Origin of the sequence: Nostoc sp. NMS8 (genome assembly GCF_017115045.1) — a bacterium.
Classification (GTDB): domain Bacteria; phylum Cyanobacteriota; class Cyanobacteriia; order Cyanobacteriales; family Nostocaceae; genus Nostoc.
In genome coordinates, this window is the sequence record NZ_JABXKK010000065.1 from 1 (window position 1) to 16927 (window position 16927).

Annotated in this window: 16 protein-coding genes; 6 read left to right on the plus strand and 10 right to left on the minus strand. The window is 41.4% G+C overall.

Features of this window, described 5'->3' with window-relative positions; translation table 11 throughout:
* Window positions 1-96: 96 nt before the first annotated feature.
* The 6 genes from aroF to HWQ39_RS11930 form a co-directional block, all read right to left on the minus strand.
* On the minus strand, window positions 97-1155 hold the full coding sequence (gene aroF / locus HWQ39_RS11905; RefSeq protein ID WP_292844570.1) for a 3-deoxy-7-phosphoheptulonate synthase: 1059 nt from the start codon (window positions 1153-1155) through the stop codon (window positions 97-99).
* 281 nt (window positions 1156-1436) lie between these two features.
* On the minus strand, window positions 1437-1907 hold the full coding sequence (locus HWQ39_RS11910; RefSeq protein ID WP_292844573.1) for a PAM68 family protein: 471 nt from the start codon (window positions 1905-1907) through the stop codon (window positions 1437-1439).
* A gap of 11 nt (window positions 1908-1918) precedes the next feature.
* Entirely contained in the window at window positions 1919-2188 is a 270-nt protein-coding gene (rpsO, locus tag HWQ39_RS11915) for a 30S ribosomal protein S15 (RefSeq protein ID WP_094343580.1), read from the minus strand.
* Window positions 2189-2349: 161 nt separating this feature from the next.
* Window positions 2350-2661 carry a hypothetical protein gene (locus HWQ39_RS11920; RefSeq protein ID WP_292844576.1) on the minus strand — a complete coding sequence of 104 codons (312 nt, stop codon included), beginning with the start codon at window positions 2659-2661 and terminating at the stop codon, window positions 2350-2352.
* A gap of 98 nt (window positions 2662-2759) precedes the next feature.
* Complete coding sequence (locus HWQ39_RS11925; RefSeq protein WP_292844579.1) at window positions 2760-3527, minus strand: circadian clock KaiB family protein; 768 nt, start codon at window positions 3525-3527, stop codon at window positions 2760-2762.
* Between the two features lie 256 nt (window positions 3528-3783).
* A complete protein-coding gene (locus HWQ39_RS11930) occupies window positions 3784-5055 on the minus strand; it encodes a type IV pilus twitching motility protein PilT (protein ID WP_292844582.1) in 1272 nt (423 codons plus the stop codon).
* Between the two features lie 728 nt (window positions 5056-5783).
* On the opposite strand from HWQ39_RS11930, the gene HWQ39_RS11935 reads away from it, so the two are divergent.
* A complete protein-coding gene (locus tag HWQ39_RS11935) occupies window positions 5784-6155 on the plus strand; it encodes a hypothetical protein (RefSeq protein ID WP_292844585.1) in 372 nt (123 codons plus the stop codon).
* A 263-nt stretch (window positions 6156-6418) separates the two neighbouring features.
* Window positions 6419-7549 carry a non-hydrolyzing UDP-N-acetylglucosamine 2-epimerase gene (gene wecB, locus HWQ39_RS11940; protein ID WP_292844588.1) on the plus strand — a complete coding sequence of 377 codons (1131 nt, stop codon included), beginning with the start codon at window positions 6419-6421 and terminating at the stop codon, window positions 7547-7549.
* Window positions 7550-7782: 233 nt separating this feature from the next.
* On the opposite strand, the gene HWQ39_RS11945 is transcribed toward wecB, so the two are convergent.
* From HWQ39_RS11945 to HWQ39_RS11960, 4 genes are all read right to left on the minus strand, one after another.
* Complete coding sequence (locus tag HWQ39_RS11945) at window positions 7783-8373, minus strand: peptidoglycan-binding domain-containing protein (RefSeq protein ID WP_292844591.1); 591 nt, start codon at window positions 8371-8373, stop codon at window positions 7783-7785.
* Window positions 8374-8813: 440 nt separating this feature from the next.
* Window positions 8814-9275 (minus strand): response regulator, encoded by a 462-nt coding sequence (locus HWQ39_RS11950; protein WP_292844594.1) that lies wholly within the window; start codon window positions 9273-9275, stop codon window positions 8814-8816.
* 180 nt (window positions 9276-9455) lie between these two features.
* Window positions 9456-10166, minus strand: coding sequence for a Crp/Fnr family transcriptional regulator (locus HWQ39_RS11955; protein WP_292844597.1), 711 nt, complete (start codon window positions 10164-10166; stop codon window positions 9456-9458).
* A gap of 80 nt (window positions 10167-10246) precedes the next feature.
* On the minus strand, window positions 10247-10993 hold the full coding sequence (locus HWQ39_RS11960; protein WP_292844600.1) for a Crp/Fnr family transcriptional regulator: 747 nt from the start codon (window positions 10991-10993) through the stop codon (window positions 10247-10249).
* A 1220-nt stretch (window positions 10994-12213) separates the two neighbouring features.
* On the opposite strand from HWQ39_RS11960, the gene HWQ39_RS11965 reads away from it, so the two are divergent.
* The 4 genes from HWQ39_RS11965 (at window position 12214) to HWQ39_RS11980 (ending at window position 16678) form a co-directional block, all read left to right on the plus strand.
* Window positions 12214-13251 (plus strand): NADP(H)-dependent aldo-keto reductase, encoded by a 1038-nt coding sequence (locus tag HWQ39_RS11965; protein ID WP_292844603.1) that lies wholly within the window; start codon window positions 12214-12216, stop codon window positions 13249-13251.
* Between the two features lie 187 nt (window positions 13252-13438).
* Complete coding sequence (locus tag HWQ39_RS11970; RefSeq protein WP_292844606.1) at window positions 13439-14533, plus strand: aliphatic sulfonate ABC transporter substrate-binding protein; 1095 nt, start codon at window positions 13439-13441, stop codon at window positions 14531-14533.
* Between the two features lie 94 nt (window positions 14534-14627).
* On the plus strand, window positions 14628-15755 hold the full coding sequence (locus HWQ39_RS11975; RefSeq protein ID WP_292844609.1) for an aryl-sulfate sulfotransferase: 1128 nt from the start codon (window positions 14628-14630) through the stop codon (window positions 15753-15755).
* Between the two features lie 251 nt (window positions 15756-16006).
* Entirely contained in the window at window positions 16007-16678 is a 672-nt protein-coding gene (locus tag HWQ39_RS11980) for a glutathione S-transferase family protein (protein ID WP_292844612.1), read from the plus strand.
* Window positions 16679-16927 lie beyond the last annotated feature (249 nt).

Consider the following 16927-nt stretch of genomic DNA (forward strand, 5'->3'; position numbering starts at 1 on the left):
AAGCTGGCTCTCAAAGCTTTGCACAGACTGGCTTATAAATTTTCGGACAGGTCTAGATGATTCAAAATTGCTATATCAAGAGGTTGCAACTAAATTTCAAGCTAGAGCGACTGCTGGTTGCTGCCAACGTCCGACAGCCTTGCCAATGACTGCTAATTCTTGCATCAAGTTATCGAAACAGTCTGGTGTCAGAGATTGGGGCCCGTCAGATAGAGCTTTGGCAGGGTTGGGGTGAACCTCTATCATCAGAGAATCTGTGCCAGCTGCGATCGCAGCCATTGCCATTGAAGGCACAAATTCAGACCAACCTACGCCGTGGCTAGGATCAATCATAATGGGCAGGTGAGTCAGCTTTCGCAACACTGGCACTACTGATAAATCCAGTGTATTTCGCGTATACTGGCGGTCAAAGGTGCGTATTCCCCGTTCACACAAAATTACATTGGGATTACCAGATGCCAAAACATACTCAGCCGCCATCAACCAATCTTCAATAGTAGCCGCCATTCCCCGCTTCAAAAGAACTGGTTTCGGCTGCGCTCCCACTTTTTTGAGCAAGGAGAAATTCTGCATATTCCTTGCCCCCACCTGAATCACGTCAGCAACTTCTGCTATTTTATCCAGGTCAGCAGCATCCATCACTTCTGTAATAATACCTAGTCCGCTGACTTCCCGCGCCTTTGCCAATAAATCTAAAGCACTCTCGCCGTGTCCTTGGAAGGCGTAAGGTGAAGTCCGGGGTTTGTATGCCCCTCCACGTAAAAATGCGGCTCCAGCAGCCTTGACGCGCCGCGCTGTCTCCACGATCATTTCTTCATTTTCTACTGAGCAGGGGCCAGCCACAACTACCAAAGGCTGATGTTCGCCAAATACTACCGCTCCATTGGGAGTATTAACCACTACTTCCGAAGCTTCACCGTGGCGGTACTGGCGGCTGGCTCGTTTGTAAGGTTGCTCAACCCGCAATACCTGCTCAATCCAGGGGCTAACTTCCTGAACTTGTAATGGATCTAAGTTGGCGGTTTCACCTACTAGACCAATAACTACTTTGTGTTGACCAACAATTTTTTCTGGAGTTAGCCCCCAGCTAGTTAGTTCCTCATCAATGCGGTTTATTTCCGCCTCTGGGGAACCACTTTTCATTACTATAATCATGTTAAAGTTCCTAATTAATTGAGTAAAATTTTCTGTAAATGGGATAACTTTATTGTTGCCTATTGGCTAATTACGAGTAGTTAAAAATAAAATTTGTTTACAAAATAAGTCAATAATTGTGGCGCTCAGTCAGTCTTTTCACCACTAGATAACTTAATATTGGGTATAAAAAAGATTTTACAATTTTAATTAGCAATGTTGAAGTTATAAAATTTCAACTTCAACATTCACTTTTTAATTTACCCAATACCGCCGTTACTCAATTCCTGAGCGCCGTTCGTTTATGAGTTTTTTTGCCGAGTTTCGCGCCAAGCTTGCGCCATTCGTCCCCAATTGGTGTTGAATTCACTAAAACCCAGCAAACTTCCAACTTTTTCTTCATCCCAAGAGGCAGAGAGAACGCCATAAGTTATCCCTAAGACCCCCAAACCAAATAATCCCATATTCACCAATAACACGGCGATGGGAGGTAGTTTGATGTCGGAGTAGATGGCAAGCAGATAGCTGACTACCAGAGCGCTAATGCCCAAAGCTGTTGGTACACCACAAAATCCAGCAACCCGTCGAATCATCCGCTGGCTGACTACTTGGGGAATTGCCATCTCTTGTTTGGTGTAAGGCGCTTTTCTATCAGCCTGTTTAGCAGATTCTTTTGGCTGTGCTGCTGGTTTACTTTGATTTTTTGCGGGTTTTTGGCGCTTTTTGTTTGGTTCAAAGGGCAAGCGACTGCGTTCAGATTCTTCAGCAGACATAAGCGGTAGTCCTATCCACGAATACCGAGGCGAGCAATCAAAGCTTGATACTTTTCCCGGCTTTCCTGCGATATATAAGCTAGAAGACGCTTGCGCTGACCAATTAGCTTCAACAGTCCTCGACGGGAAGAATGGTCTTTTTTATTTGCCTGGAGATGTTCGCTGAGGCGGTTAATGCGCTCAGTTAGCATGGCAACTTGGACATCGGCCGAGCCAGTGTCGGTTTCATGAACTTGGTAGGTGGAAATTATTTCTTGTTTCCGCAGTTGCGTGAGGGCCATGATCGATTCAGTTTCTAGTTTTTCTAAATGTATGTAGCAGTCTCCCATAATATCACAGCCCTCAAGCTGGATGTGAAATGACCTGTGTTGCAATAATTTGTACTTTTTTATACTAAATAATCAATAGGTCAAATCCCTATGATACTTCGTTTCAATCTCTACTAATGCTCCATTGGATCATCTCGTCCAATACCGAGCGATCGCAGTTTAGCTTTAACATCTTCACATTTTTGTCCACAGTAGAAGTATTTTTTTTCCTGAATATCAGCCAAGTAAAAACCGGGCTTGCCGCCATTGACGCGAAATAGTTCAACTACAACTTTTATTCTTGTTAACCCATTCCTTTGCAGGATCGAATTTAGATCAGTCGGTACTCCACGAGGGTTATAAAAAATATTGCCGCCGTGAAAAAACCAGCGCGTTCCTTCGCGTTCATAAATTTGAAGATGGATAGGTGCGTGAATACTAGCCATAATTAAAATAGGATCAGAAGTTAAAGCACGGGATAATCTCACTTTTGTAAAAACACACCTGCCCATTCGCGCATTTGGCAAGAAAATTAGTCGATTATTTAAAATGTTTCCTTAGCAGCTAGCATTTGTAAAATCTTTTCTACATGATCCAACTCTCCAACGATTCGCCGAATTGGGTGAGGCCAAACCTTGACAAGAGTAGGAGTTGCAGAAACCTGATTGAGTTCTGCTTGTTCTGGATGACTTAAAACATCAATCACCTTTAGAGTATAAGGATATCCGAGCGATCGCTCTAATAATTCATGTAAATTCTGAAGGATGCGTTCAGTAGTACTGCTATGTCCGGCGACAAACAAGCGGAGAACATAGCCTTGTGCGATCGCTTCTTTTTTTTGGACTATAACTGGTTGGTGGTATTTTGGTACAGGTTCAGAAAGGTCTAGGCGAACAATTAAATCGTGATCTTCCCAAAGCTGGGGGAATGAGGAACGATAAGTTGTTAATACCATGCGATCGCACAACCCCTCTTGCCAGGGAGCTGCTTGCCATACTAACTCCCCTGTGCCAAAAATGGCATTAAGCAAAGCTTGATGTCTAATTACAGCCGGATAAGCTTCAGCAAAAGTTCGCACTTGTTGAGTGCGCGGATCTAACCAGTTGTCAATAGTTGCAGTATAACAAGGCACTAAAAAATGCGGCGGTTCTGGCAAATCTAGAATTTCTTGCAAAGCCGAACACAAATGCAAATGCCATCGACCCTGCTTGCTAGGGTCGATGCAGTAAATTAAATCTCCTCCAGGTGTAAATAGGGCAATGCCTTTAAACAACTGGGGTGTAGATAGTTTATTTGTCGTCAAGTTATTCACAGAGGTTAGGAAGCTAAAAGTAAAAAATTCTCTCTTTTACCTTTTACCTTAGCTATAACCGCAACCAGGATCGCAAAGATATTTGGAATTGGGGACTGTGAATTAGGTACTGGGTACTAGGGATTAGGGACTGGGTGAAGATGAGGGTGATGAGTCTATGATCGCGAGTACATTTTCTATAGAAGTGAAGATGAGGGAAAATTACTGACTACTAAATATTGACCAGTCCCCAATCCCCAATCCCCAGTCCCCAATCCTAAACCCGACCTCGGAGAAACTGCGCCATTTCGTTAGGAGTTGGCGACATTTCTAAAGCAGTTTCTTCAGTGATGCGACCGTCTTGATAGAGATTGAGCAACGACTGATTCATCGTAATCATGCCGTCAAAGCCGGCTTGTTTCATCAACTCGCCAATTTCATCATACTTACCATCTTTGATCCATTCTTTAATAGCCTCAGTATTAATCAGTACATCATGGAAAGCAGCCCGCTTACCGTCAGTTGTGCGACACAAACCTTGGGCAATTACAGCCACTAAAGACTCAGAAATTGCCACCCGCATTGCATCTTGTTCATCACCAGAGTAAAGATTAAGAATCCGCTCAATGGTTTTGACAGCGCTATTGGTATGCAGGGTTCCCATGACCAAGTGACCTGTTTGAGCGGCTTTTAGGGCGGTATTGACTGTTTCCTTATCCCGCATTTCCCCCACCAGAATCAAATCTGGGTCTTCCCGCAAAGCTGCTTTCAAAGCGTTGTCAAATTTCCGGGTATGCATTCCCACTTCCCGCTGTTTGACTAGAGACTTGCGGCTTTGATGGATAAATTCTATCGGGTCTTCAATGGTGATGATATGCTTGGCCATCTCCTTATTGATGTAGTCAACCATCGCTGCCATTGTGGTGGATTTACCAGAACCAGTGGGCCCAGTTACCAAAATTAAACCTTTGTGGTGATGACAAATATCCCGAAAAACTGGAGGTAATCTCAACTGTTCCATAGTTAAGATTTTTAGCGGAATTAACCGCAACACCATTGCAGGCCCTCTAAGAGTACCAAAAACGTTGATCCGCACGCGAGCAAAGTCATATTGAGTTGCTCCGTCAAATTCTAAATGTTCTTCAAAGCGCTGAATTTCCGTCTCACTCATCACCTCCCGCAGCCAATTCATAAAAGCTTCTTTATCTGTTTCGGGATAATCCATTGATTGAATTTCTCCTCGGCTGCGGAAGCGTGGTACTTCACCTACTCCTAAGTGAAGGTCAGAATATCCCTGGTCGTAAGCTTCCCTAATTAACTTTTCTAAAGTTGGCCCTGCATTACTGTTCTGAGGGCGTACTGAAGTCGGTATTGGCGGTGGACTAGCCGGACGATGACCTGCAACAGGCGGGTTACTTGACATATCTAGTGTTTGTGTCATCTGCCGCTGCGTACTAACGGTTGGGATTGGCGGTGGTGGCGGCGGCATTGGTGGCAGGTTACGTCCGGGAGCAGAGTTAGTAGTTAATGGAGACTGTGATTCTGTCATATATCTTCACATTTGGCAGTTAAAAAGTTGAATTAACGAGAAGTCAAGTCACTTGCTTTGATGACTTTTGAAAAATGCTTGTCTGCAAGCTTTAGCAGTGATGTTAGACGATTGAAACTCTAGAACCACGGTCAATCCATTTAATCCACCTCAATTGGTATCTTTTTTTCCTGGGATTCCACTACTCAGAATATTTAGATAAATCATTTAACTTATATAACCTGGTTTAACACACGCAAGGACTCAAAACACCCCAGTAAATATACGCTGATTTATAAGTAATTTTTAATACTATAAATTTAAAGTAAATTTTATTAGGATTTAGATGAGAAATTTATTTCAGGTATGGGCACGAATTGCCAGCAATTAACAGCACAAATACTGGCAGATCATTTATTCAGCCCATCTAGGAATTATGAGAACCACTACTAATTTTTATAAGAAATGTTAAGTTGGATAGAAGTGATATCGTGGGGATCAAGGTTAAAAGCTCATACCTTTTAGGTTTATATCTCAAGATAGATGCAGTAAACAAGTTTTTTAAATAGATAGAAACTTGAGTTTCTATCCATAATTACAAAAAGTTAACTGTAAACTTTAGTAAACAAATGCTCATTTTTCCTATTAGTTTTTATATACTGAATTTCACTGAAACAATTCAGTTTTACTCGCAAAAAGCGAGATATGACTGAAATTAAAATATGCTCTGTATTTTGGGAGGAAAAGTCATGGTTTCTGCTCAAAGCTCTAATCTAGGAAAGACCTACTCCTTGTTGATGATTAAAAGCTTTTTAATATGGACTTTTACATTAGCAGTATGCTTGTTGGTTGTGGGTTTTCCACTAGTTGTCTTGATGGCTACGGTCGGATGTCTGTTGTCGATTATCTTGCAATCGGTGATGCCTGTTAGTGCGGTTTTGCTGGTAGCAGGCGCTTTAATCATGTTTAATGTCATGGCAGTTGTATTGGCTGCGGGTGTGCTAACTGTTAAAGGAGTTCATCCTAGTGAAGTTAAATGGTTAAGCTGGCTGCATGGAGAGGCAGACCAAACGCAGACTACCGTTTACGCTGCTTGCCCTCTAACTTGTGAGATTAAATAGTTATTACAAGTGAATTGACAAACAGTGCGTCTGCCCGGTTAAGCCGGGTTTTTTCATTTGGGAGATCAAGAATATAGTCATATAGCCATTAAAGTTAAATTTGATAAATAGTGCATTTACCCGGTGAAGCCGGGTTTTTTTATATCTTGTGTGATTTATGATTTTATATTTATGGTTTGTGTGATGATTGACCGCCCACTCTTGACTATTGAGCAAAGACCATTGACTATAACCATTGGCAAATTACACATGACCAATAACTAATGACTAATCAAAAACGCGTTTGCATTATCTTAGGTACTCGCCCAGAAGCGATCAAACTAGCTCCGGTGATTCAGGTTTTCCAGAAGTATTCAGGTTTTAAGTTGCAAGTAATTTTAACTGGACAGCATCGGGAGATGGTTGAGCAAGTTATGCAACTGTTTAATATCAAGTCAGATTATAACTTGGAAATTATGCAGGTTCAGCAATCTCTGAATGATATTACCTGCCGGAGTTTACAAGGGTTAGAAGCATTATTTAAGGTGGAAAAGCCAGATTTAGTAATCGTGCAGGGGGATACTACCACGGCTTTTGCGGCAGCTTTGGCAGCTTTTTATCAAAAAATCCCTGTTGGTCATGTAGAAGCAGGGTTAAGGACTGATGATATATTCAATCCTTATCCAGAAGAAGCTAATCGGCGGTTGATTTCTCAAATTACTCAGTTGCACTTTGCACCGACTCCTTGGGCTGTGGAAAATTTGCATCGTTCTGGTGTTTTGGGTGAAATTCACATGACGGGTAACACGGTAATTGATGCCTTGTTGAATGTCGCGGCAACCCAAGTAGTTTGTAATGTACCAGGTTTAGACTGGGAATCATATCGGGTTCTGTTAGCAACAGTGCATCGTCGGGAGAATTGGGGAGAACCTCTCGAAGCGATCGCAGAGGGCTTTTTACAAATTTTAGACAAGTTTCCTGATACAGCTTTGCTCTTACCATTGCACCGCAATCCCACAGTGCGAGTCCCATTGCAGGAACTTTTAGGGAATCATCCCCGAATTTTCTTGACAGAACCTCTCGATTATGGCGAATTGGTGGCAGCAATTGGGCGATCGCATCTTTTACTAACTGACTCTGGTGGCTTGCAAGAAGAAGCCCCCAGTTTGGGAAAACCAGTACTGGTTTTGAGGGACACTACCGAAAGACCGGAGGCTGTTACAGCTGGTACAGCCAAACTTGTAGGCACTACAAGTGAGAATATTTTTGCGGCTGCTAGCGAGTTACTCAGTGACTCAGATGCCTATGAAGCGATGGCAAATGCAATCAATCCCTTTGGAGATGGTCATGCAGCAGAGCGCATTTTGCAGATTGTGCAAAATTACTTGGGTATTTCATCAGAAACATCAACATAGAAACTTATAGATTAAACAAAGTGCAAAATTTCTGTTTTTTAGGTGTAAAAAACCGGCTTTTACCCCGGTTTTTCATTTTTACTCGTGCTTTGTGTAGTGAGGTCATATTGCCCGCCTGACGACGGGCGAGACACTGCGAAGTTTTGATTTAAGTTCCTGATTTATGATTTCTCTCGATCGCGCCAGAAAACAACTAGAACTCGGAAAGGAGATTTTCCAAGGATGGCTTTTAGCTAAATACCCAAAGCAGATCGAGTTTCGGGCCCCACAACACCATCTACAAGTAGACCTTTACTTTGCTGAAAGCTTCGGACTCGGCTAACAGTTTCTTGACCGTAAACTCCATCAACCCTGAGATTACCTAAAGCTGTTTGAACATCTCTGACCAACTGACCTTTAGAACCAGGGGTAAGAATCACCGAACCACCAACACCACCAGGTTTAGTCACAGAAGGATTGTTAGGTTTATCACCAATCCATCGGGCAAAAATGTATCTACCCGTAGAAAGCCTAGCAAAACCGTTTTCATACCTTTCAATCTCTGGAAGTGTTGCTCCATTTGATACACAGTCTACATAAGAGTAGTTGGTGCTTGGGCCTGTACGGATACGTAAACAACTGCCATTAGTTTTTACATAAGCAGCCGAACTCATTTGAATTTGGCTGACAGCACCAAGCAATACACCAACACCAGCTAAAGCTAACCAAGCCGAAGATTTAAGTAGTTTTTTCCAATTGAATTGAGGTTTAGGGAGATTATACTTAGGGTTTCCAGATGCCTCTTCTTGAGCAATAAACATGTGGGAATAAGCAAGATATTCCATAATTCGCTCCTTTATATGAAAAAATGAGTATTTGCAGAGAATCACTTGGCCGTTCTCTGTATTTATTCTTAGTATATTTTATATCATTACCTTTGAATAGGTTTTTACTTTACTAATAGCGAAATTAATAAAAAATAAAATTAGTCAAAAGATTTCTGAGAAAAGCATCGCCTGATGATTTGAGATAAAAATCACCAGGCGTTAGCATAGGCCGTCCTAGAAATTGTATTTTTAAAATAACTAAAATCTAGTTAGAGCTTGCTGAATAAACAGAAAACCTTGATAAATCAATGCCTTGAGTGGGATAAAAGGTGAATAAGGTACAAGGAAAAAGACTTGATATCACAAAAAATCACTTTTTCGAATTTAAGAGATTTAGGAGTAGTTTGTAACTTCCCTCCTACCTCTTAGCCTCCACTAAAAGACTTTTTCAGCAAACCCTAGTTAAAGCTTTCTTGCTTACCTACTTCTGTCTTGTTGCATCCCAATATCTCAAGCCTATTGTCGATTCCAGCTAACCTAGCAACTATAAAAGCTAATTCGTCTAAGTCTATAGGCTTGCATCGGTATATATCATAACCTGCTAACAATGCACGATTACGGTCTTCGTCGAAAACAGATGCCGTCAGAGCAATAGCTAGAATCTTTCTCCCTCGCTTTGCTTCCAGATTTCTAGCCTTCAACAGCAGTGAGTAGCCGTCTTCATCTGGTAAATAAATGTCACTAATTAGGATGTCTGGTTTAAAAAATGACATTATTGCTATAGCCTCCCCTGCTGAAGCAGCAGTAATAATCTCTGCTCCATCTAATTCAAACAGGTAGGTAAGTAATATTCTTGTATCCAAATCGTCATCAACCAACAGCAATCGCAGACCTTTAAGAGATATTGATTGATTAGACATTATTTTCACTGCTCCATAGCTCAAAAAATCCAAAACTTGAAATAGTAATTAGCTCAAAAGCCATATATTTGCGCTATTTGATTGCATACTTTACTAAATCTTAAAAGAACTAACTAGCAAGTGTCTGTCCGGTGTCGGACATAGTAACTTAACGATAATTCATTGACGATCGCACCTTGGCTAATTCCCCAGCAATCGAGCAAATTCTTTTTGGATGACTCGATAACACTCGCAGGAAGTTGCTTCCAAATTCTCTCGGTTCAGGATGTTAATTTGACCACGCTGATAGTGAATCATTCCGGCTCGGCTCAGGGTGCTAGCCGCTACTGTCACACCAGAACGCCTTACACCCAGCATCTGGGCAATAAATTCTTGCGTCAACAGAAATTTTTCTGATTCCAAACGGTCAGATACTGTGAGCAGCCAACGAGCCAGCCGTTCCTCCAATGTATGAAGACGGTTGCAGGTACATGATTGTGTAAGTTCGGTATATATAGCTCGTACATAGCGCAGCAGCAGCTTTTGAATAGCTCCGCCCCGATTGAACTCAGTTCTAAATACATCAGCATCCATCTGCATTCCAGCACCCGCAACTTGCACAAACGCTTTTGTGGTTGTTGTGTTGCCTCCTAAAATTATTGGGATACCTACCATGCCTTCATTGCTCACTATCCCAACTTCCACCGTCGAACCATCTTCCATAATAGTGACGATAGAAACCACTGCGTGTTGGGGAAAATAGACGTGGGTGATGGGTTCTCCTGGTTCGTAAATGACTTGCCGAGTGGGAAGCGAAACTAACTTTAGGTGCGGAATAAGACGCTCATAATCACTGGTTGGCAAAGCCGCAAGTAATCTGTTTATTCGCGGCTTAATAATGTTGTCGCTCACTGAATATTAAAAGAGAAATTTGCTCAAAATACTTTAAATCAAGTTACTTTTGCTAGTCGGTTCGGTTTCGCACACATAACTCAAAAAAATTTTTTGGCTCGGTTACTGGGCATGAAGCCCAGTAACCGAGCAAATTCCTTTTGGATGACTTGATAACACTCGCAGGAAGTTGCTTCCAAATCCTCTCGCTTCAGGATGTTAATTTGACCACGCTGGTAGCTAATCATTCCGGCTCGGCTCAGAGTGCTAGCCGCTACTGTCACGCCGGAACGACGTACACCTAGCATCTCGGAGATAAATTCTTGCGTGAGCGGAAAATCTTCTGATTCTAAACGATCAGATACTGTGAGCAGCCAACGAGCCAGCCGTTCTTCCAGTGTATGAAGACGGTTACAGGCAACCCCTTGCGTCAGTTCAGAGTATAAAGCTTGTACATAGCGCAGCAGCAGGATTTGAATAGCTCCGCCCCGATCGAACTCGGCTCTCAGTACATCTGCATCCATTTGCATTCCAGCGCCCGAAACTTGCACGAACGCTCTTGTGGTTGTGGTGTTGTCTCCTAAAATAACCGGGATACCCACCATGCCTTCATTACTCACTAAGCCAGCTTCCACAGTCGAACCATCTTCCATAGTGGTAACTATAGAAACCACTGCCTTATCAGGAAAATAGACGTGTGTAATGGGTTCGGCTGCTCGGTAAAGGATTTGCTTAAGTGAGAGCGGAACTAGCTTTAGATGAGGGACAAGACGTTCATAATCACTGGCTGGCAAAGCTGCGAGCAGCTTGTTTGGTCGTTGATGAAAAAGGTTTTTATCTAATGACATTAGAAGTAACTCTCCTTAAGGTAGGTAACTTTAGAAAAGCCACCTTGCGGCATAAAAAAATCAAGAATTTAATCCTATATGTAAAAAGGTGTATTCCCTAAAAATGTTTTAATAAAAGATTATATTTTTATATATTATTATAAATTTAATTAAATTAGAAATTTACTGTAGTAAATAAATCCTGATGTAAATCAAAAAAGTTGATATACTTTGTTAAAGTATCTATCTAAAGGTGGAGGTAAAATCATACAAATTGCATAGCAAAATAGTAAATATATACCACAAAAAAATCTATTTTTGCGCTGTTAAATCCTGACTTTAGCAGAGTTAAAAATAAGTACAAAATAACAGTAGTATCGGCTCAAAGCTAAATAATTATAGCAATTAAAATTGCTTAATTTCACTGTAATTAGACTTGCGATCGCATTATCCAGTTTAATGATATTCTCGTACTTACTTTTCAGTACTTCTTAATTTTTAGCATCATAGTTCCAGAAAATTTACTAAGGATAATAGCTTATTTAATACCAGACAAAGTATTAATATGCCGTTTCGCGACTCCAATTTAATCTCTGAAAACTGTGATGCTTTCAGTATAATTTGATTTTTTTGTTACTTAAATCACATTGCTGTAGACATGAGCATCGTTATCAGCGATCGCATCAAAAAATTCTTGATTATGCAAGCAAGTCCTACAACCCTAAGTTTTAATCATTACCACCACATCTTGTAAACTCTCCCAGGAAGGAAGATTTAACATATTTTTATTGTCGGTAAAACAAGCTACTTGAGACTAAGTACATTAATATGAACATTTATTAAGACTTAAATTCCAGAAGAATCTTAAAATTTTTGATATACTACGGTAATTAGATTGATTTAACGTAGTATATACTAAGACTAAAACAGTCTAGTTCACAAAAACTCAATAAAAGCAAGTATTTTATACTACAATTTTAGATTTTTTCTTACTCCCAACTAGCTTACTTATCTGGTTAATTTATGCAATAATAAGCAACTATGTCCATTAACTACTGTTTATCTATCGATTTTTAGCAGTATTAGCAAAATATTAATTTGCTGAAAAACTTATATTGGCTTATTGCCAAATTAAGTATTGTTTGAAGCTAATTTGTTTAAAAATAATAGTGTCCTTGACAAAATGCAAAATATCAAACAAAAATATCACTGTTAAATAAACTGAATGATAATGCAGAAATATGAAGTATAACCAACTTGGCAAGAGTGACTTAAAAGTTTCTGAAATTTGTCTGGGCACAATGACTTATGGACAACAGAATACTATCGAAGAAGCCCATGAGCAACTAGATTATTCTATTGCCCAAGGAGTCAACTTTATTGATGCGGCAGAGATGTACCCTGTGCCAACAAGTGCCGAAACGTATGGCTTAACTGAAGCTTACATCGGGGAATGGTTAAAACGTCAACAAAGAGAGCAACTTATTATAGCTACTAAAATTGCCGGCCCGGGTCGGGGCTTTAAATGGGTACGTGGTGGAGCTAAAGCAATAGATCGTGATAATATCAAACAAGCTGTAGATGATAGCCTAAAAAGATTACAGACAGACTATATTGATCTGTACCAAATTCACTGGCCCGATCGCTATGTACCAAGGTTTGGACAAACGGTATTCGATCCAACTCAGGTAGGGAAAACAGTTCCCATAGCTGAACAGCTCGCAGTTTTTGACGACGTAATTAAGGCAGGTAAAATTCGTTATCTTGGTTTGAGTAATGAAACCCCTTGGGGAGTCGCCCAATTTAGTAATGCTGCTAAACAATTAGGATTACCCAAAGTTGTTTCGATTCAAAATGCTTACAACTTGCTGAATCGAGTATTTGATGGAGCCTTAGCAGAAGCAGTTTATCAGGAAGAAATTGGCTTACTAGCTTATAGTCCTTTAGCATTTGGTTACTTGACTGGCAAATACCTAAATGGCAAACCAGAGAAAGCCAGAGTCACATTGTTTGAAAATTTTGGTCAGCGCTATCTGAAACCAAAAGTAAGTCAAGCAGTAGAAGCTTATGTGGAAATTGCCAAGCGCTATCAACTCAGTCCAGCACATCTAGCTTTGGCATTCGTGCGGAGTCGTTGGTTTGTGCCTAGCACAATTATTGGTGCTACGACACTAGAACAACTCAAAGAGAATCTGGAAAGTGTGGATGTAGTTCTCAACAAAGACATTTTGGAAGAGTTGGATATAGTTCATGCTCAGTCGCCAAACCCGGCACCGTAGGAGTGGTGAGTGATGAGTAATGAGTAATGAGTAGTGAGTCACCGGACTAACTTATAAATGACGCAAGCCTGAGTTTTTGCCTCGTTACCAGGCTCCAGCCTGGTAACGCCTTCCTAGAGCCTCTGGCTCTCATTAATCAATTTCCAGTTTGTCTGGAATTATCTTAGTTTTATGGAGCAATAAATCATTGACGAGTAAATTTCAAAATTTTTATTTGCGGTATAGCTTAAAAAGTTTGCTTCGAGTTGGTCAACAGGGTTCAACCAAAGCACTCATCTGGCTATTGATAGCGCAATCGGGCTTGAGTTTGATGGTTTCTGGATGTAGCCCAACGAACTCTGCCAATTCCACAGTAAAACCTGTGAGTGACCAGAGTCAAAGTTCATCAACAGCACAAAATTCTGCACCTGAAAAACAGACAGTAGTTCGCATTGGTTATATTAAAGGAAGTTTGTCTGCGATCGCAAAAGAACGCGGCACTTTAGAGCGTGAACTAACTCCCAAGAATATAAAGATTGAATGGGTTGGTACATTCCCATCATTTGCACCTGTATTAGAAACAATCAATGCTAAAAGTTCTGATTTAGGAGCAGGCGGTGATATTGCTGGTTTATCTGCTTTATCTGGTGGGATTAATGCTTGCATCATTGCCTACCGACCGGCTAATCGTAACTCAGAAGGGATTGTAGTTCATGCCGATTCTCCCATTCGGAAATTCGATGATTTGATTGGTAAAAAAGTCATTGTGAATCGAGGTGGAATCAGCGAACATTTGTTATTGAAACTATTAGAAAAAGAAAATATTCCCAAAGAGAAAGTAAGTCGCGTTTACATGAAACCCGATGAAGCCTTACCCGCTTGGGCATCTCATCACGTCGATGCTTGGACAGTTTGGGACCCTTGGGTTGCTACTGCTGAACTCAAGTACAATGCCCGCCAAATTCCTTTGCCTGCACAAGTTCCCCATTACTCCCTTTATATGGTGGATAGGGATGCACTAAAAGAAAAATCTCAGGCGATTAGAGAAGTTATTGCGATTCTTGCTAAAGAGGGTGAATGGCTAAATAAACATCCCCAGGAGAATCAAAAAGTATACCAAAAAGTATCAGGTTTACCGCCTGAAGTTGTGAAGCGTACATTTGAACGCCGACCTGTTGATGGAGTGCTTCCCTTAGAACCAAAAGTAATTGCCGATTTACAGAGTGCTGCTGATTGGATATACAAACAGGGAATTGTTCAGAAACGAGTAGAAGTGCGTGATGCACTCTGTCCGAGTTCTTAAGTTGGGATTGGGGAGATGAGAAGTTGCAGTAAGTATTTCCCCAATGCCCCATGCCCAATTCCCTTAAAAAAACTAAATATTTAGTAGGTAAAATATGACTTTTACAGCAACATCAGTTGATCAAAATACTATTCGTCGTCGGGGTACTGGTTTAAAGGCTTACAATCCCGAAAAAGTATTCAAGGGATACACACTTTTCACACCTCTAACAGGGCAAGGTGAAGTCTACCTCCTAAATCTAGAAGGAGAAGTAGTACATCAGTGGAATTTACCTTATCCACCAGGGTTATATGGTTATCTCTTGCCCAATGGCAACCTTTTTTATAGCGGTAAGACTCCACCAGAAGAACCACTACGTTTTGCATTGTGGGCTGCATTCAAAAGTGGCGTTGTTTTAGAAGCAGATCCCAAAGGAAATATTATCTGGGAATATAAGCATCCAGATCATCATCATGATGGACGCAGACTAGCCAATGGCAACACAATTCTACTCGCCATTGAAAAGATACCTCAGTCGTTAGTTCCCCGCATCAAAGGCGGTGTATCAGGTACAGAACCAAACGGTGAGATATATGCTGATGTGCTTTATGAGGTGACTCCAGGAGGTGAAATTGTTTGGACTTGGCACGCCCACGAACACCTCGATCCAGATATATTTACGATTACACCCCAAGATCATCGACATGAATGGACTCATGGGAATACTGTGGGTGAACTCGCGGATGGCAATATTATAGTCAGCTTTCGCAATATCTCCACAGTTGTTATTATCGATCGCAAAACCAAAGAAATCATCTGGACGTTGGGCGATGATGTGCTAGCACAGCAGCACTTCCCGAACGAACTCGCTAACGGTAATATCTTGATTTTCGACAATGGCGCACATCGCCGTAACATCGCTCTCAATTTCTCCCGTGTGATTGAGGTGAACCGCCAAAGCAAAGAGATAGTTTGGGAATACAAGGACAACCCGCCCCAAAATTTTTTTAGTTCTTACATATCAGGAGCGCAACGTTTAGCCAATGGCAATACCTTGATTACAGAAGGTGCTTATGGTCGAATATTCGAGGTGACAGTTACAGGTGAAATTGTTTGGGAATATATCAATCCCCACTTTGCAGTTAGAAATATTCCCGGTGAGAAGTCGCCCGTAACTAGTGGGGAACAAAATACAGTCTTTCGCGCCTTCCGGTATGCACCTGAAGAAATTCCCTGGCTTTAGGGGAAGGCGGGGGGGCGGCGATCAGGGGGAGCAGGGGAAGAATATAATACCCCATACCCAATGGCCCATTCCCTATTTCCCAATTTTACCTAATAGTCAAATTTCAAAGTTTGGTTAGTGTCAAGAATTTTTCACGCTACATCCACCTCAAAAAGGATTTTGTGACACTAACAATTTAAGATTTGGGATTTTGGATGAAAATTCAATTCCCAATGGCGATTAACAAGTCCTATTTACCAAGGTACTTAAACATGGCTGAAATTAAAGTATACAGTGCAGTTGTTTGTCCTTATGCTCACCGTACCCGTTTGGTACTCCAAGAGAAAGGCATCGACTTTGATCTGATTGAGATTGATTTGCAGAATAAGCCGGAAGGGTTTACCAAAGTTTCCCCCTATGGTAAAGTACCTGCGATCGCTCATGGCGATAACCGAGTTTGGGAGTCTGCGGTAATTAACGAATATCTCGATGAGGTATTTCCCAATCCACCACTGTTACCCAGCAACCCCATTGCTAAGGCACAAGCTCGCATCTGGATCGATTTTGCCAACACCAGGTTCGTTCCCGCTTTTTCTACCCTGTTGCGGAGTTCTGATCCCCAAAAACAAGAAGAAGCTAAACAGGAACTATACAAACACCTGGAATTCATTGAAAACGAAGGTTTAGCAAAGCTATCTGGAGAAGGCCCCTACTGGTTTGGTGAATCCATCAGTTTGGTAGATTTCACCTATTTCCCCTGGTTTGAGCGCTGGGCTGCACTCAAGCAGTATCGCGGCTTTGGAATACCAGAGCAATTTACCCGTGTACGTCAGTGGAAACATGCTTTGAAAGAGCGTGAGTCTGTGAAAGCGATCGCTCACTCTAAGGAATTCTACATCGAGCGGTATGCTAAATTTGCTGCGCCTACTCTCGCTGCTGTTTAAATAAATTTCTTCTCTCGTTCCTTGGCAGAGCCAAGGAATGGGTTTCTGGAAGCTCGCCTCTTTAGACTTGAGCCAGAGCCTCAATAAATCCATTCCCACGCAGAGCATGGGAACGAGTTATTACTAGGACTTACGCAGAAGAGATCCCCCAACCCCCTTAAAAAGGGGGGCTTTTCAGATCCCCCCTTTTTAAGGCAGGGCTGTTTCATTCCACAAGGTGAAGGAGTTTGTCAATATCATGAGATATAA

Bases quoted from the DNA above. Each gene is read 5' to 3' on its own strand.
- HWQ39_RS11945 (WP_292844591.1), bottom strand. From the start codon at position 8,373: ATGGAATATCTTGCTTATTCCCACATGTTTATTGCTCAAGAAGAGGCA.
- HWQ39_RS11935 (WP_292844585.1), top strand. From the start codon at position 5,784: ATGGTTTCTGCTCAAAGCTCTAATCTAGGAAAGACCTACTCCTTGTTG.
- rpsO (WP_094343580.1), bottom strand. From the start codon at position 2,188: ATGGCCCTCACGCAACTGCGGAAACAAGAAATAATTTCCACCTACCAA.
- HWQ39_RS11950 (WP_292844594.1), bottom strand. From the start codon at position 9,275: ATGTCTAATCAATCAATATCTCTTAAAGGTCTGCGATTGCTGTTGGTT.
- HWQ39_RS11930 (WP_292844582.1), bottom strand. From the start codon at position 5,055: ATGACAGAATCACAGTCTCCATTAACTACTAACTCTGCTCCCGGACGT.
- HWQ39_RS11910 (WP_292844573.1), bottom strand. From the start codon at position 1,907: ATGTCTGCTGAAGAATCTGAACGCAGTCGCTTGCCCTTTGAACCAAAC.
- wecB (WP_292844588.1), top strand. From the start codon at position 6,419: ATGACTAATCAAAAACGCGTTTGCATTATCTTAGGTACTCGCCCAGAA.
- HWQ39_RS11965 (WP_292844603.1), top strand. From the start codon at position 12,214: ATGAAGTATAACCAACTTGGCAAGAGTGACTTAAAAGTTTCTGAAATT.
- aroF (WP_292844570.1), bottom strand. From the start codon at position 1,155: ATGATTATAGTAATGAAAAGTGGTTCCCCAGAGGCGGAAATAAACCGC.
- HWQ39_RS11975 (WP_292844609.1), top strand. From the start codon at position 14,628: ATGACTTTTACAGCAACATCAGTTGATCAAAATACTATTCGTCGTCGG.
- HWQ39_RS11980 (WP_292844612.1), top strand. From the start codon at position 16,007: ATGGCTGAAATTAAAGTATACAGTGCAGTTGTTTGTCCTTATGCTCAC.
- HWQ39_RS11920 (WP_292844576.1), bottom strand. From the start codon at position 2,661: ATGGCTAGTATTCACGCACCTATCCATCTTCAAATTTATGAACGCGAA.
- HWQ39_RS11960 (WP_292844600.1), bottom strand. From the start codon at position 10,993: ATGTCATTAGATAAAAACCTTTTTCATCAACGACCAAACAAGCTGCTC.